13 protein-coding genes are annotated in these 15,116 nt (G+C 32.9%); 6 read left to right on the plus strand and 7 right to left on the minus strand.

Features of this window, described 5'->3' with window-relative positions; all coding sequences use genetic code 11:
* The first annotated feature begins 22 nt into the window (after positions 1-22).
* Complete coding sequence (locus AAYQ05_RS19525) at positions 23-742, plus strand: CREC-EF hand family protein (protein WP_177212251.1); 720 nt, start codon at positions 23-25, stop codon at positions 740-742.
* 431 nt (positions 743-1,173) lie between these two features.
* On the opposite strand, the gene AAYQ05_RS19530 is transcribed toward AAYQ05_RS19525, so the two are convergent.
* The 5 genes from AAYQ05_RS19530 to AAYQ05_RS19550 form a co-directional block, all read right to left on the minus strand.
* The gene (locus tag AAYQ05_RS19530; RefSeq protein WP_281633747.1) at positions 1,174-1,875 is read right to left on the minus strand and encodes a hypothetical protein; all 702 of its coding nucleotides are present in this window, start codon (positions 1,873-1,875) and stop codon (positions 1,174-1,176) included.
* 131 nt (positions 1,876-2,006) lie between these two features.
* Complete coding sequence (locus tag AAYQ05_RS19535) at positions 2,007-3,836, minus strand: ABC transporter ATP-binding protein (protein WP_343544990.1); 1,830 nt, start codon at positions 3,834-3,836, stop codon at positions 2,007-2,009.
* 236 nt (positions 3,837-4,072) lie between these two features.
* Positions 4,073-5,800 (minus strand): phospho-sugar mutase, encoded by a 1,728-nt coding sequence (locus AAYQ05_RS19540; RefSeq protein WP_343544991.1) that lies wholly within the window; start codon positions 5,798-5,800, stop codon positions 4,073-4,075.
* 122 nt (positions 5,801-5,922) lie between these two features.
* Complete coding sequence (locus AAYQ05_RS19545; RefSeq protein ID WP_111424571.1) at positions 5,923-6,879, minus strand: glycosyltransferase family 2 protein; 957 nt, start codon at positions 6,877-6,879, stop codon at positions 5,923-5,925.
* 8 nt (positions 6,880-6,887) lie between these two features.
* The gene (locus AAYQ05_RS19550) at positions 6,888-7,418 is read right to left on the minus strand and encodes a DUF4199 domain-containing protein (RefSeq protein ID WP_343544992.1); all 531 of its coding nucleotides are present in this window, start codon (positions 7,416-7,418) and stop codon (positions 6,888-6,890) included.
* 248 nt (positions 7,419-7,666) lie between these two features.
* On the opposite strand from AAYQ05_RS19550, the gene AAYQ05_RS19555 reads away from it, so the two are divergent.
* Positions 7,667-7,921, plus strand: coding sequence for a type B 50S ribosomal protein L31 (locus AAYQ05_RS19555; protein ID WP_008464817.1), 255 nt, complete (start codon positions 7,667-7,669; stop codon positions 7,919-7,921).
* Positions 7,922-8,274: 353 nt separating this feature from the next.
* Entirely contained in the window at positions 8,275-9,450 is a 1,176-nt protein-coding gene (locus tag AAYQ05_RS19560; protein WP_177212256.1) for a GlmU family protein, read from the plus strand.
* 131 nt (positions 9,451-9,581) lie between these two features.
* Here AAYQ05_RS19560 and AAYQ05_RS19565 read toward each other — a convergent pair whose 3' ends face one another.
* Entirely contained in the window at positions 9,582-10,025 is a 444-nt protein-coding gene (locus AAYQ05_RS19565; RefSeq protein WP_343544993.1) for a PepSY-like domain-containing protein, read from the minus strand.
* Between the two features lie 245 nt (positions 10,026-10,270).
* Here AAYQ05_RS19565 and AAYQ05_RS19570 point away from each other — a divergent pair, with 245 nt between their 5' ends.
* The 3 genes from AAYQ05_RS19570 (at position 10,271) to AAYQ05_RS19580 (ending at position 14,745) form a co-directional block, all read left to right on the plus strand.
* A complete protein-coding gene (locus AAYQ05_RS19570) occupies positions 10,271-11,905 on the plus strand; it encodes an ABC-F family ATP-binding cassette domain-containing protein (protein ID WP_177212258.1) in 1,635 nt (544 codons plus the stop codon).
* A gap of 239 nt (positions 11,906-12,144) precedes the next feature.
* Positions 12,145-13,293, plus strand: coding sequence for a porin (locus AAYQ05_RS19575; protein WP_343544994.1), 1,149 nt, complete (start codon positions 12,145-12,147; stop codon positions 13,291-13,293).
* 21 nt (positions 13,294-13,314) lie between these two features.
* Positions 13,315-14,745: an anion permease gene (locus AAYQ05_RS19580; protein ID WP_274254191.1), complete on the plus strand. Its 1,431-nt coding sequence runs from the start codon at positions 13,315-13,317 to the stop codon at positions 14,743-14,745.
* Here AAYQ05_RS19580 and AAYQ05_RS19585 read toward each other — a convergent pair.
* A complete protein-coding gene (locus AAYQ05_RS19585; RefSeq protein WP_255462957.1) occupies positions 14,742-15,044 on the minus strand; it encodes a GNAT family N-acetyltransferase in 303 nt (100 codons plus the stop codon). The genes AAYQ05_RS19580 and AAYQ05_RS19585 overlap by 4 nt on opposite strands.
* Between the last annotated feature and the right edge of the window lie 72 nt (positions 15,045-15,116).

Raw genomic sequence — 15,116 nt, forward strand, 5'->3', positions numbered from 1 at the left:
TAATCGTATATAATCATTGTAGATGAAAAAGTATTTTAAATATATAGCCCTTATACTTATCGGAACAGTAATAAGCTGCCGAGAAGAAGTTCAAAAACCCAAAGTAAGCTACGGTGCTTCAAATAAAGTAAGTATTACCAAAACCGATACAACTCAAATTGAAATTGCAGATCTTCCTATTCAGTTGGAAGGCACTAATTATTTAATTCATCCCGTTGGAGATTTAAGAGTTTATGAAAGAGGCTCAAAAGCTCGTTATGGTTCTTCGAGTGTAAATGATGTGAGTTTTACAATTTCTAATTTGGGCGAATATGAAATTACAGGATATCTTCAGAATTTAAAATTCCAAAAAGTAGATTCAGATTCTATCCGACCATTATCTGATAAGCCAGTTTTGATTTTAACAGCAACTTATTTAAAAACGGTTGCAGATAGAACGCATAATAATGTGATGGTGTACACGCTGACAGATTCAGATACCAATAAAGATGGTAAAATTGATACCAGTGATATCAAAACTTTGTATTTGAGTGATATAAGCGGAGAAAATTTCACAAAAGTTTCAGCAGATTTACAAGAATTGGTAGATTGGAGCTTAATTGAGTCTAAAAACCGTTTATATTTTAGAACAATTGAAGATACGAACCAAAATGGTCAGTTTGATAAAAATGATGTGTTGCACTACAATTATATAGATTTGGCTTCTAAAAAATGGGAAGTGAAAAGTTATAAACCTATTTAAAAGGTTCTGAGGTTCTAAGATACTAAGGTTCTAAGTTTTTTACCACAAATTAAAAGGATTAGAAGGATTTTTATAAAAAAGAGAGGCTGTTTCAATAAGTTGAAACAGCCTCTCTTTTTTTAAATTGTTTTCATTAATGAAAACAGCTTTTTTTCATTTTTATACGTCAAGTTGTCATTCCGTAGGAATGTCTGGTTGGTAGAAAAAAATGAAGATCAATCAATTTACGTTACGTAGGAACGTTTGATGCGTTGCGTTGTTAAAAAAAACATATCAAACGTTCCTATGGAACGTAAAATGAACAAAAAAAATATAATTTTTCTACCAATGAAATGTTCCTACGGAACATGGTCAGATACTCAAAAAAAATCCTTTTAATCTGTGGCAAGAAAAAAAACTTAGCATCTTAGCCTCTCAGAACCTTAGCAACTTCAAATCAATATATCGCTTTCTAGATCCGATTTTTCGATTTCAAAACCAAAACCAAGGCGCTCTACCAATTCTATAACCAGTTTTTTGTACCAGTTTTCAGATTTTGGATGAATGTATATTTTTTCGATTAATTGGTTAATGTCAACATTGATTTTTAATCCGTCATTTAATTTGATGTCGCTTTTTGAAGTATCACTCAGAATGCGGACTTCTCTTTCATATTGAAAACTTTTTCGTTTAAATAAAAACGGAAAGAATAAATCATCAAATGGAATATATTCTTTTTTGTAATCAATGTAGTTTACTTCGCCTATAAACTGGTCAAAATTGTTTTCAGGTTTTACCGCTTTCTGCAGCCTTCGAATGGTGGACTGAATGGCCAAACCTTCATTGTTTTTGGTAAAGATCTGCCACATGGCAAAAGATTCATATTCGTTAATATGCCAGCTGCTAATGGCTACTTTTTCGCGATGTGTTTTGTAGTAATTTAAAAACTCAGGATTGTCTGCGGCAAGTTTTTTTATCTCTTCATAAGTCGGTTCGCTAAAAGTGCCTTCGTATTGGTCTTCAAACTTGTCCGAACGCGACATAAAAAGTTTCTTAGAAAGTAATAAATCAAGAAATTTAGATAAGTCTAGATATTTCCAAACAATAGTATCGGGATCGTCGGGAAGTTTTATGTTGGGGTTGTTAAGATACATTTTCTTTAGATTAAATGATTTTCAATCTTTAACTAACCTAAAGTTATAAAAATAAACACAGATTAAAGAAATTAAACTGAGTTTTAATATTTCCTTAATCTGTGCATTATTAATTTGGTATTAATGATTTCTTACGATTCGAAAGACTGCATTGTTACCAGTTTATTGTAAGTTCCGTTTTTTACAATTAATTCATCGTGTGTTCCTTGCTCAACGATTTTTCCTTTCTGCATTACCACAATTACATCTGCTTTTTGAATGGTAGAAAGACGGTGTGCAATTACGATTGATGTTCTATTCTGCATCATGTTTTCAAGCGCTACCTGAACAAATTTTTCGCTTTCTGTATCCAATGCCGATGTTGCTTCGTCTAGAATCATAATCGGCGGGTTTTTTAATACTGCGCGAGCGATCGATAAACGTTGTTTTTGACCTCCTGAAAGTTTGTTTCCGCTGTCTCCAATATTGGTGTAAATACCTTTTGGAAGATCTTTGACAAATTCATAAGCATTGGCAATTTTTAAAGCTTCGATAATTTCATCATCCGTAGCATCTAATTTTCCTAGAGAAATATTGGCTTTGATAGTGTCATTGAACAAAATGCTGTCTTGAGTAACCAATCCCATTAAACTGCGAAGCGATTGCAGGTTCATGTCTTTGATGTTGATTCCGTCTATAGAAATAGCACCTTCGTTGACATCGTAAAAACGGGTAAGCAGGTTTGCAATTGTACTTTTTCCGCTTCCAGATTGTCCAACAAGTGCAACAGTTTGTCCTTTTTTAATTTCAAGAGAAAAATCTTTTAAAACATTTTCCTCTTCATATTTGAAGTTGATATTTTGAACGGTAATATTATCATCAAATGTTGTTTTCTCGATTGCGTTCTCTTTAGAAACAATAGTGTTTTCTTGGTCTAAAACTTCAAGAACACGTTCTGCGGCAGCGTTTCCTCTTTTTACTCCGTATGAAGCTTTAGAGATTGCTTTCGCCGGTGTAAGAATGTTGTAAGCCAATCCCATATAAGCAATAAACGAAGGGCCGCTTAGAGTTTTATCAATCAAAACCATTTGACCTCCATACCATAATAAAATGGCAATAACAGTAATTCCCATAAATTCACTTGCTGGCGAAGCTAAGTTCTGGCGGTTTCCTATTTTATTTGATAAATTGAAAAAACGCTGAGTTGAATTTTGAAAAACGGCATTGAAATAATTTTCAGAATTATAACCTTTTACGACTTTTAATCCGCCAATAGTTTCTTCAATTGTAGATAAGAAAGTACCTTGTTCTTCTTGTGCTTTTGTAGATTGTTTCTTCAATTGTTTTCCAATCAAAGAAATAATATAGCCTGAAATCGGAATAAATATAAATACGAACAATGTTAGTTTTGTGCTAATAATTAACATTGTCGTAATCGTAAAAATAATCGTTAAAGGTTCTTTTACAATAAGCTCTAATATGGCTAAAAATGAGTTTTGAACCTCATTTACGTCAGCTGAAATTCTTGATATAACATCTCCTTTTCTTTTTTCAGAATAAAATGCCAACGGGAGTTCTAGTGTTTTTTTATACATCGCATTTCGCATGTCTTTTAAAACACCATTTCGTAAAAAAGTGATAAAAAACATAGCTAAATAATCGGCTAAGTTTTTTAATAAGAAGATTGAAATTATAATCGTCACCATTATGGCTAAAATATAGCCAGGATCGTGATTGCCTTTTGTAGTGGTTATGTAATAGCTTAAATAGTCTTCACCATATTGCTGCAATTTTAAAATTCCTTCATAAACTGGTTTTTCGTGTCTGGCTTTTGTCTGGTCAAATAAAACTTGAAGCATTGGAATTAAAGCAACAAAAGAAAGTGTGCTGAAAAGCGCATATAAAATATTGAAAAAGATATTTAAGAACGCATACTTCTTATACGGGTATATAAAAGGAACTATTTTTTTGAAATTACTCATTTATTTCTGAATGTTATTTTTTCTGCTTGGTTATGCTCTTTTGAGTTTTAGCTAGTGAATTTTTACTGCACAAAAATAATCCAATTGGATTATTTTCAATTTCTTTTAGGTTTTTTTTATAAAAAAAACTCTGATTTTGCATCTTTAATAAATGCAAATCAGAGTTTTAAATATTGGAACTCATTGCTTTTTAAAGGCTATTTGTAAATGGTTGTACTTTAAAAAAATGAGTTTATTTAATTCAACTTCATATCTGCGATAATGTTCTGAATTTTTTGATCTAAGAATTTCTCTGCTTCGTCAAAATCTGAAACTGATTCTATTTCTGCATTTACACTGATATAGAATTTGATTTTTGGTTCAGTTCCGCTTGGTCTTGCACAAATTTTAGAACCATCTTCAGTATAATAAATTAATACATTAGATTTCGGAATATCCATTGTTGATTCTGAACCGTCCAATAAATTTAAAGCAATAGAAGATTGATAATCTTCAACCATAATTACACGCTGGCCATTGATTTCTTTCAAAGGATTTTCGCGTAAATCGATCATCATCTGATTGATTTCCTGTAAGCCTTCCATTCCTTTTTTAGTTAAAGAAACTAAGAATTCTTTATAGAAACCATTTTCAACATAAAGCTGTAAAAGTTCTTTGTAAACTGAGCTTCCTGCTGCTTTAGCTTGAGCTGCAACTTCGCAGATTAATAAGGTTGCCGCAACAGCATCTTTGTCTCTAACGGCGTCACCAACCATAAATCCGAAACTTTCTTCACCACCTCCGATAAATTCAAGTTCAGGAAAATCTTTAATCATTTTTGCAATCCATTTAAAGCCAGTTAATCCAACTTTACACTCTACGCCATAGCTTGTAGCCAATTCCATCATCATTGGAGTTGAAACAATTGTAGAGCCAACGAATTGTTTTCCGTTAAGTTTACCTGCTTTTTTCCATTGTTTCAATAAGAAAGAAGTCATTAAAACCATGGTTTGGTTTCCGTTTAATAAAATCATTTTGCCATCATTGTTGCGAACAGCAACTCCTAAACGATCGCAATCAGGATCTGTTCCTACTACAATGTCAGAATTTGTTTTATCTGCTAAAGCCAAAGCCATAGTTAAAGCTTCTGGTTCTTCTGGGTTTGGCGATTTTACTGTTGGGAAATCTCCGTCTGGTACAGCTTGTTCTGGAACAATATGAACATTTTTGTATCCAGCTTGCGATAAAACATCTGGAATTGATTTTATAGAAGTTCCGTGCAATGAAGTAAACACAATATGAAGATTGTCTTTGGCTTCAGCTGGAGTATTAAAACTTGCGTTTTCGATAGATGATTTTATAAATGCTTTGTCAAGTTCTGTATCAATGTATTCAATTAAACTCTCATTTGCATTGAATTTGATTTTATCATAACCTAAGCTTTCAATCACATTGACAATTTCTTTGTCTTGTGGAGGAACAATTTGTCCTCCGTCTTGCCAATAAACTTTGTATCCGTTGTATTCTGGCGGATTATGAGAAGCTGTTAAAACAATTCCGCATTGGCATTTTAAATATTTAAGTGCAAAAGATAATTCTGGTGTTGGCCTTAAGTCAGAGAATAGGTAAACCTGAATTCCGTTTGCTGAGAAAACATCGGCAACAACTTTTGCTAAAGTATTGCTGTTATGACGACAATCATAAGCAATAACCACTTTTAAAGGCTCGTTTGGGAAAACTTTATGCAGGTAATCAGATAATCCCTGAGTGTTTTTTCCAAGCGTATATTTGTTGATTCTATTGTCACCAACACCCATAACACCACGCATTCCTCCAGTTCCGAATTCTAAGTTTTTGTAAAAACTCTCTTCCAGTTCTTTTGGAGAAGTGGTCATTAATTCTTTAACTGCAGCTTGCGTTTCTTGGTCAAATGTTGGTGTTAACCATTCATTGACCGCGTTTAGTATGTTTGGTGCTATATTCATTTTTGATTTCGTTTTTATTTATTTAAAAATAGATTTTTACAGAGAGTTAACGGTGCTGTATACAATATTTTTATGCCTTAATTAAAAAACGGATTATAAAATACTGCATAAAGACAAAAAAATTAAAAATTAACCTCTCTTGCTACTTTATATCTTGCTTCGTTATTTTTTGTTCTTAAAATAATTTCACCCAAGAATCCTGCTAGAAATAACTGAGTTCCAAGAACCATAGTAGTTAAAGCAATATAAAACCATGGATTATTGGTAACCAGACTGTATTTCATTCCAGTATACATATGGTATAGTTTAGAAACGCCAATATATCCGGCTGCTAAAAATCCTATAATAAACATTAAGGAACCCATAGCGCCAAATAAGTGCATTGGTCTTTTTCCGAATCTTGATAAAAACCAGATCGTAATTAAATCTAGAAAGCCGTTTATAAAACGCTCCATTCCAAATTTAGTCTCGCCATATTTTCTAGCTTGGTGAATAACTACTTTTTCTCCAATTTTCCCGAATCCGGCGTTTTTAGCCAAAACAGGAATATATCGGTGCATTTCGCCAGAAACTTCAATATTTTTTACCACAACATTTTTGTAGGCTTTTAATCCGCAGTTAAAATCGTTTAGCTCAACACCAGAAGTTTTTCTGGCTGCCCAGTTAAATAATTTTGAAGGAAGATTTTTGGCTACAACAGAATCATAACGTTTCTTTTTCCAGCCCGAAACCAAATCGTATTTCTGAGCTGTAATCATTTCATATAATTCAGGAATTTCGTCTGGACTATCTTGCAAGTCGGCATCCATTGTAATAATAACATCGCCTTTTGCTTTTGCAAAACCAGCATGCAAAGCTTGAGATTTTCCGAAGTTTTTCATAAAACGAATTCCTTTTACATTTGGATTTTCGTTAGAGAAACCTTCAATAATCTGCCAAGAATTATCTGTACTACCATCATCTACAAAAATGATTTCATAAGAGTAATTGTTAGACTGCATCACTTTAATGATCCATGTATAGAGTTCTTTAAGTGATTCCTCCTCGTTTAGAAGCGGTATAAGTATAGATAAATTCATTTATATTTTTATTCTTGTGTAGATTTGCTTTTAAAAAATGCTGCGAAAATTAATCCGAAAATTGCGCTTACAACCATAGCAAAAACTGATCCTTTTAATAATTCAAAAGTAGAATACGGATTGCTTTCTTTCATTTTGGCAACAGCTTCATTAATAGAAGCGGCTGGTGCGCCAAATTTCTGCATCATACCAATAGTATATTTGATCATAATTTCGCTCAAAGTATCTTTTGCGCCTGGATCAATTACATTAAACAATACAATGTTAAAAGTTGTAGATATTAAAATACCAATTACTGCCGCTATAAAATAAGTGGTAAAAGCGTCTTTAAAAGGAAAAACACCGTTTAGATCTCTTTTGGTTTTAGAAAGTAAAATAATACTAATTGTAAGACTTATTACGATTCCTATTATTCCCATCCACCAAGCTGTAAATAAATTTAAATCAACAGCATAGATAGTGGCAGTAACCAAAGCCGACGCAATTCCGATCATTACGCCATACGTAATACCGTTCTTTTTTATAACTTCATTAATCATATTTCGATATGTTTAAAATTAATCCACAAATATAGTAATTCCCACTATAATCGGATATAAAAAAAGCTTTTCGAAATAAACTAAAAAAAAGTAAGCTAACTGTTTGTTTATTAAAAAAGAATTGTAAATTTGCACACTCAAAAATAATTAAATTTTTAAACAAAAAAGAGTATTATTTGTTTACACCTTTTTCTAACCATGAAAAAGCTTCAAAATAAAAGTGCTCCAAACAATAAATAAAAGAAAAGATGAAAAAAGGAATTCACCCAGAAAATTACAGATTAGTTGCATTTAAAGACATGTCGAATGATGAGGTTTTTATCACTAAATCTACTGCAGATACAAAAGAAACAATTGAAGTTGACGGAGTTGAGTATCCAGTTGTAAAAATGGAGATTTCTAGAACATCTCACCCTTTTTATACTGGTAAATCTAAACTTATCGATACTGCAGGACGTATTGATAAATTCAAAACTAAATATGCTAAACACGCTAAAAAATAATAGCTGTTTTAAATTATACAAAAGCCTTCCAATACTGGAAGGTTTTTTTTTATGGAATTGTAAAATCTAACCGCAAAGTGCGCAAAGATTTTACCTGATATTATGTTTAGAAAACACAAAGTTCGCAAAGTTAGCATCTGTACAAAGCTTTGCGAACTTTATTTTTTATAAAAACTTGATAATATAAACTTTGCGCACTTTGCGGTTAAATGATTATCAATATAAAAAAAAATGTTAGCCAAAAAGCAATTATTTTCTTATTTTGAATGAGAGTACTTTTAATCAAACACATAAATATTTGTAACTTTGAAGCCAGGTAACCAAATCAAATTTTAACAAACACTCAATTATTTATGAACTACATTCTTTTCGACGGCCCCGTTCGGAATGCTTTATTACCCTTTACTTTTACAAGACCAGTGGCGGATATTTTGGTTGGAATTATGACAATTCGCCAGAAATGGGAAAAATATTTAGGTTCTACAATCACTACTATAACCGAAGAATATTTGTCTGAAAAATTTCCAATGGTTGAAATGGAAGAAAACGTTATGATCAACGCAGCGTATTTACCAAATGATACTCTTGCTGAGATGGTTTCTAATTTAACTGAAAACCAAGCGATTTTTAAAGGAGAAGATGTAATAGCATTTTTTACGAACGAGAATCAGGAAGAAGTCGATTTTGATTCTTACGAAATTATTCAGTACAACGAAGATTGTATCACGATTGAGCACACATGGGATATTTTCTCTAAAAATGATGCAGCAATTCGTCAGGATTTTAAATATCTAACTGAAGATCGTACATCGCAGCCTATTCCAAAAAGCGTAAATGTAATTTCGCCAGAAAATATTTTTATTGAAGAAGGAGCAAAACTAGAGTTTGTAACTTTAAATGCATCAACTGGTCCTATATATATAGGTAAAAATGCCGAAATTATGGAAGGAACCGTAATTCGCGGACCATTTGCTTTGTGCGAAAATGCAATGGTAAAAATGTCAGCCAAAGTATATGGAGCAACAACTGTTGGGCCAGGATCTAGAATAGGAGGCGAGGTTAAAAATTCAGTTCTTTTTGCAAATTCAAATAAAGGACATGAAGGATTCTTAGGGGATTCTGTTTTAGGTGAATGGTGTAATATTGGAGCAGATTCTAATAACTCAAACCTAAAAAACAACTACGAAGAAGTGAAATTATGGAGTTACGAAACAGAAGGTTTTGCTAAAACGGGACTTCAGTTTTGCGGTTTAATGATGGGAGATCACAGTAAATGCGGAATTAATACCATGTTTAATACGGGAACAGTGGTTGGTGTAAGCGCTAATATTTTCGGAAGCGGATTTCCTCGCAATTTTGTTCCAAGTTTTTCTTGGGGAGGCGCTGCAGGATTTACGACTTATGTAACCAAAAAAGCTTTTGAAACAGCAAGGTTAGTGATGAGCCGAAGAAATATAGAGTTCGACGCAACGGAAGCTGCAATTATGGAGCATATTTTCGAAGAAACTAAAAAATGGAGAAAAGATTAATGAGGTAATTAGTCAATTTGAAAATTAGATAATTTTTACAACCCGACAGGTTTCAAAAACCTGTCGGGTTTTGTTATTTTATGGTTTTGAGAATTTTCTAATTTCCTAATTGACACATTCTCTAATTTTACTTATTTGTCAATCTTAATAAAATCTCCTTTTAAGTTGAATTTTAATTCTAAACCATTGGTTAATTTTGTTTCGTAGCCAGAACTTCCAAGTTCGATTTTGGTTACGTCTTCTTTAGGAAAATTAGTTTTTATGTAAGACGCAATTTTTTTGGGAATAATAGATTTTGGAATTTTTCCAGTTTTAGCATCCACTTCTTTCCAATTTCCTTTCTTATCAAATTCAATTTCAATTTTGTTTTCATATTGTACTTTGTACTCTGTTGAAAGAATTTCTTTGTCTTCTAATATGTAGCTTGGCTTTTTTGATCCGAAATGTGTTTTTAGGAAGGTTTGCGCATTTCCTGGTAAAGCTTCCTTCTTAATTACGGTTTTTTGAGCATTTGCAGTAAGTCCAAATAGTAATCCTGCAATTAAGTAGACGGTCAGTTTTAATTTCGTTCTCATATTTTGCTGATTTTTAAATTGTTATACAAGGTAAGATTAAAATTTTAAAATATGGTAAAACCAAGTAATGTTTCGTTCATTGCGATTTAGGTGTTATTTAATTGGTATATTATCTAATTGACACATTTTCAAAATTATCTAATTATCAAATTGGGACATTATCTAATTAAATCTATCTTTGCAGCACGAAAAAAATGGGTAGTCAGTCAAACGATTAACCGATTAAACAAAATTCACAAACACAAATGATTACAGTTAACGATATTTCGGTTCAATTTGGTGGAACTACACTTTTTAGCGATGTTTCTTTTGCTATTAATGAAAATGATAAAATTGCCCTTATGGGTAAAAATGGTGCGGGAAAATCTACACTTTTAAAGATAATTGCAGGGGCAAACAAACCTTCAACAGGAAGTATTTCTGCTCCGAAAGAAGCTGTAATTGCATATCTGCCTCAACATTTGCTTACCGAAGATGGTGCTACCGTTATGGAAGAAGCGTCAAAAGCTTTCAGTGAGATTTTTAAAATGAAATCTGAAATCGATGAGATCAATGAGCAGTTAACAGTTCGTACTGATTACGAAAGTGACGAATACATGAAATTGATCGAAAGAGTTTCTGATTTAAGCGAGAAATTTTATGCTATCGAAGAAGTGAACTACGAAGCAGAAGTTGAAAAAATATTAGTTGGTTTAGGTTTTGAAAGAGAAGATTTCGCACGTCAAACTTCAGAATTTTCAGGAGGATGGAGAATGCGTATTGAGTTAGCGAAGATTCTATTGAGAAAACCAGATTTGATATTGCTAGATGAGCCAACAAACCACATGGATATTGAAAGCATTCAATGGTTAGAAGATTTCTTATTGACTCAAGCAAAAGCAGTTGTGGTAATTTCGCACGATAGGGCGTTTGTAGATAATATTACAAATCGTACGATCGAGGTGACAATGGGAAGAATTTACGATTACAAAGCAAAATATTCTCATTACTTAGAATTGAGAAAAGATCGTAGAATTCACCAACAAAAAGCGTATGATGAACAACAGAAAATGATTGCTGAAAATCGTGCTTTTATTGAGCGTTTCAGAGGAACATTTTCTAAAACAGATGCTGTTCAGTCTCGTGTCAAAATGCTTGAGAAACTAGAAATAGTGGAGGTTGATGAAGTTGATACATCTGCATTGCGTTTAAAGTTCCCGCCAGCGGCACGTTCTGGTCAATATCCAGTTATTGTGAAAGAAATGTCTAAAGCTTATGGAGATCATGTTGTTTTTAAAGATGCAAATATTGTAATCGAACGCGGTCAGAAAGTAGCTTTTGTTGGAAAGAATGGTGAAGGAAAATCAACAATGATTAAAGCCATTATGAAAGAAATTGGTGTTGATTCTGGAAGTGTTGAAATCGGACATAATGCTCAAATTGGGTATTTTGCTCAAAATCAAGCGGCGTTATTAGATGAAAATGCTACCATTTTTGAAACTATTGATAGTATTGCTGTTGGAGATATCAGAACGCAGATTAAAAATATTTTAGGAGCTTTCATGTTTCAAGGAGATGATATTACTAAAAAGGTAAAAGTGCTTTCGGGAGGTGAAAAAACGCGTTTGGCAATGATTAAATTATTGTTGGAGCCAGTTAACTTGTTGATTCTGGATGAGCCTTCGAATCACTTGGATATGAAAACCAAAGATATTATTAAAGATGCTCTACGTGATTTTGACGGAACATTAATCTTAGTTTCGCACGATCGTGATTTCTTAGACGGTTTGGCTACTAAAGTTTTTGAATTTGGAAATAAAAGAGTAAAAGAGCATTTTGAAGATGTAGCTGGTTTCTTAGCTCATAAGAAAATGGACTCTATGAGAGAAATCGAAAAATAAGTATTTTTAAATATAAAATTCTAGAGGGTATAAGTTTAATTCTTATGCCCTTTTTTTATTGTTGTTTATTTTGATAACAGTATTTTAATGCAATTTTATTTACATAACGAATCTTTTTTTGTTATTTTAGTATTCTCATTTCGTGTTGACTAATAAAGAGTTAATTTTTTTTTGCCTAAAGACTATATGTCGATTTTTAAAATCGCTATAGAGATTAACATTTCATTTATTTTAAGCCTATGAATAAAAGTCTACTCCTACGAATTCTTTTTATTATAATCCCATTTTTTTTACATGCCCAAGATAATGTCAATCAAGGAACTGATAAAAAAGAAAATGAAGAAGTAAAATATCCGCAGTTTCAATTAAAAGGACTTCTCCAAGCCAGATATTTGGAAAGTTTTGGCGATAATGTAGATGTTTTAGGTAATCAGCACTCAACTGGAGATGTAACCCAAAGTTCTTTTGATATAAAAAGAATGCGTGTTGGGCTAAATACCAAATTAAGCGAAACAACAGAAATTGTAATTCTGGTCAATCTAGCAGATTTTAAATCGGATACAAAAGGGAAAGTTCTTGAGAATGCTTACGGGAAATATACTTTTAATAAATATATTGCTTTAACAGGAGGGCAATTTCGCCCTGCATTTGGTATTGAGGAGCTTGTTCCTGTAGATATTATTAAATCTTTCGATTTTTCGAATCAGTATTATGAATTCGGAAAAAATGGATGGACAAGTTTCCAAATTGGTGCATCGGCAACAGGAGCTTTTGATATTGGAAAAATTCCTGTGAATTATGCTGTTTCAGTTTTAAACGGAAACGGAAAAAATCAGGAAATGGACAAAGACAACGGAAAACAATTTTCTTCTAGATGGGTTTTTGGTTTGTCAAAAGAACATAAAATAAATCTTGGTTTAAACGGCGGTTTCGGAAAAGTTTTTAAAGAAGATGTTTTTGCAATCGGCGCAGATATTACAAGCGATTTTAAGCTGACGGATAAATTTAGTTTTGATTTGCAGATAGAATACAAGCAGGGAACAAACCATAATTTGTACTATTCGCTTCCGGTTACTGGCAGAACAGATAATGTTGCCGATTATCAGATGAGAGGAATTTATTTTCTTCCGAATTTGAGATATGTAGTAGATTATAAAAAGCTTACAGCACTTGAATTGTCTTGTCGTTACGAAACTTTCGATCCAAGTTATAAAATCAATTCAAATGTACGCACCACTTATACGCCAATGGTTAGTTTAGAATTCGGAAAATCGTATACAGGCCGTATTGAAATGGGATTTCAAATTGACAGATTTGATAAAAGTATTCCAGATACATTAGACTATAATAATGATTTGTTTTTGATTCAGTTGCAGCTCAGAATTTAATTCACCTTAATTTTTGTTTTTATGAAAGAAGTAAAAATTCCTCAGACTTTAATTACGCTGGCAGTTTTAGTTGCCATTTGGTTTATTCCAGCTCCAGAAGGTGTTGTGATAGAGGCGTGGCATTTATTTGCCATTTTCGTAGCTACGATTTTAGGAATCATCTTAAAAGCGGCTCCAATGGGAACAATGTGTATGATTGCAATTGCTTTAACGGCAATGTCTCAGGTTTTGGCTCCTGGAGATCCTGGAAAGTCGATTACATTAGCATTAAAAGGATTTGGCGATAAAGTAATTTGGCTGATTGGAATTTCGTTTTTTATAGCAAGAGGATTTATTAAAACAGGTCTCGGGAATAGAATTGCTTTTTTATTCATAAAAATATTCGGAAAAAGTTCTTTGGGATTGGCTTATGGTTTAGGATTGGCAGATTTGGTTCTAGCACCAGCTGTTCCGAGTAATACTGCGAGAGGAGGAGGAATTGTTTATCCGATTATGAAATCAATGTCGATGAGTTTTGGTTCCATGCCAGACAAGCCGGAGACACATAGAAAATTAGGGGCTTATTTAACTTTGAATAGTTATAATATGAATTTGATTGCTTCTTCTATGTTTTTAACAGGAACAGCAAGTAATCCGATGTGTCAGAAGTTTGCGCTTAATTTAGGAATAAAAATCAGCTGGATGTCTTGGGCGGCAGCAGCGATTGTTCCGGGTTTGTGTGCTTTTATTGTAATTCCGTTTGTTCTTTATAAAATTTATCCGCCAGAATTAAAAAAGACTGGAGATGCTCCGCAGATTGCAACACAGAAATTGAAAGAAATGGGAGCGATCACTAGAGACGAATGGATGATGTTGCTTACATTTTTTATTCTGCTTTTCCTTTGGATGACGGGAGATTTATTTTCTATTGATGCAACAACAACGGCTTTTATCGGATTGGTAATTTTGCTTTTAACTTCAGTTTTGACTTGGGAAGATGTTAAATCAGAAAAAGGGGCTTGGGATACAATTGTCTGGTTTTCTGTTCTAGTAATGATGGCCAGTTCGCTTAACGAATTGGGTTTTATTGCTTGGTTTAGCGACTTAGTAAAAGCTCAAATTGGCGGATTAAGCTGGCAGATGGCTTTTCCGATCATTATATTGGTATACTTTTTTAGCCATTATCTTTTTGCAAGTGCAACTGCGCACGTTGCAGCAATGTACGCAGCCTTACTTGGTGTTGGAGTTTCGCTTGGAATTCCGGGATTATTATTAGCGTTTATGCTTGGTTTTGTCGGATCTCTTTACGGAACGTTAACTCATTATGGTCACGGTCCGGCACCTGTATTTTTTGGGAGCGGTTACGTTGACCTAAAGAGCTGGTGGGTCAAAGGGCTTATAACCGGTTTGGTTATGCTTTTAATCTATATGGTAATTGGAGGATTATGGCTCCGAATTATTGGATATTTTTAGATTCTAATTCCTGGAGGAAGCAATTCTTTATATCGAGGGTTTTTTTTGAAAAATGAAACAATCTTTGGGTGGATAGGAACTACTCTATAATTTTTTTCAGAGCTTAAATCTAATATGTTTTTAAGTAGCGTATTAATTGTTTCTTCGTCTTCGTATGAATCTGGTTTGTTGATCTTGGTTAAAAAGATTTTTTTTTCTTGAAATGAATACTCAACTGCTAACATTCCTTCAGGGATGACAGTTTCAAATTGGCGTGCAAAAGTGTTGTCTTTGATTTCCATAGTTACAGAAGATTCCATAGTAATTTCTTGTTAGGTTATTGGTAAATAGTGAATTTGGGACTCGAAATTTTATTGAAAGAAAATTCTTTA

The organism is Flavobacterium movens, assembly GCF_039581425.1.
GTDB classification, from domain to species: Bacteria; Bacteroidota; Bacteroidia; order Flavobacteriales; family Flavobacteriaceae; genus Flavobacterium; species Flavobacterium luteolum.

Coding starts and splice junctions, on each gene's coding strand:
- AAYQ05_RS19530 (WP_281633747.1), bottom strand. CDS start 1,875: ATGTATCTTAACAACCCCAACATAAAACTTCCCGACGATCCCGATACT.
- AAYQ05_RS19570 (WP_177212258.1), top strand. CDS start 10,271: ATGATTACAGTTAACGATATTTCGGTTCAATTTGGTGGAACTACACTT.
- AAYQ05_RS19585 (WP_255462957.1), bottom strand. CDS start 15,044: ATGGAATCTTCTGTAACTATGGAAATCAAAGACAACACTTTTGCACGC.
- AAYQ05_RS19575 (WP_343544994.1), top strand. CDS start 12,145: ATGAATAAAAGTCTACTCCTACGAATTCTTTTTATTATAATCCCATTT.
- AAYQ05_RS19580 (WP_274254191.1), top strand. CDS start 13,315: ATGAAAGAAGTAAAAATTCCTCAGACTTTAATTACGCTGGCAGTTTTA.
- AAYQ05_RS19535 (WP_343544990.1), bottom strand. CDS start 3,836: ATGAGTAATTTCAAAAAAATAGTTCCTTTTATATACCCGTATAAGAAG.
- AAYQ05_RS19555 (WP_008464817.1), top strand. CDS start 7,667: ATGAAAAAAGGAATTCACCCAGAAAATTACAGATTAGTTGCATTTAAA.
- AAYQ05_RS19525 (WP_177212251.1), top strand. CDS start 23: ATGAAAAAGTATTTTAAATATATAGCCCTTATACTTATCGGAACAGTA.
- AAYQ05_RS19560 (WP_177212256.1), top strand. CDS start 8,275: ATGAACTACATTCTTTTCGACGGCCCCGTTCGGAATGCTTTATTACCC.
- AAYQ05_RS19550 (WP_343544992.1), bottom strand. CDS start 7,418: ATGATTAATGAAGTTATAAAAAAGAACGGTATTACGTATGGCGTAATG.
- AAYQ05_RS19565 (WP_343544993.1), bottom strand. CDS start 10,025: ATGAGAACGAAATTAAAACTGACCGTCTACTTAATTGCAGGATTACTA.
- AAYQ05_RS19545 (WP_111424571.1), bottom strand. CDS start 6,879: ATGAATTTATCTATACTTATACCGCTTCTAAACGAGGAGGAATCACTT.
- AAYQ05_RS19540 (WP_343544991.1), bottom strand. CDS start 5,800: ATGAATATAGCACCAAACATACTAAACGCGGTCAATGAATGGTTAACA.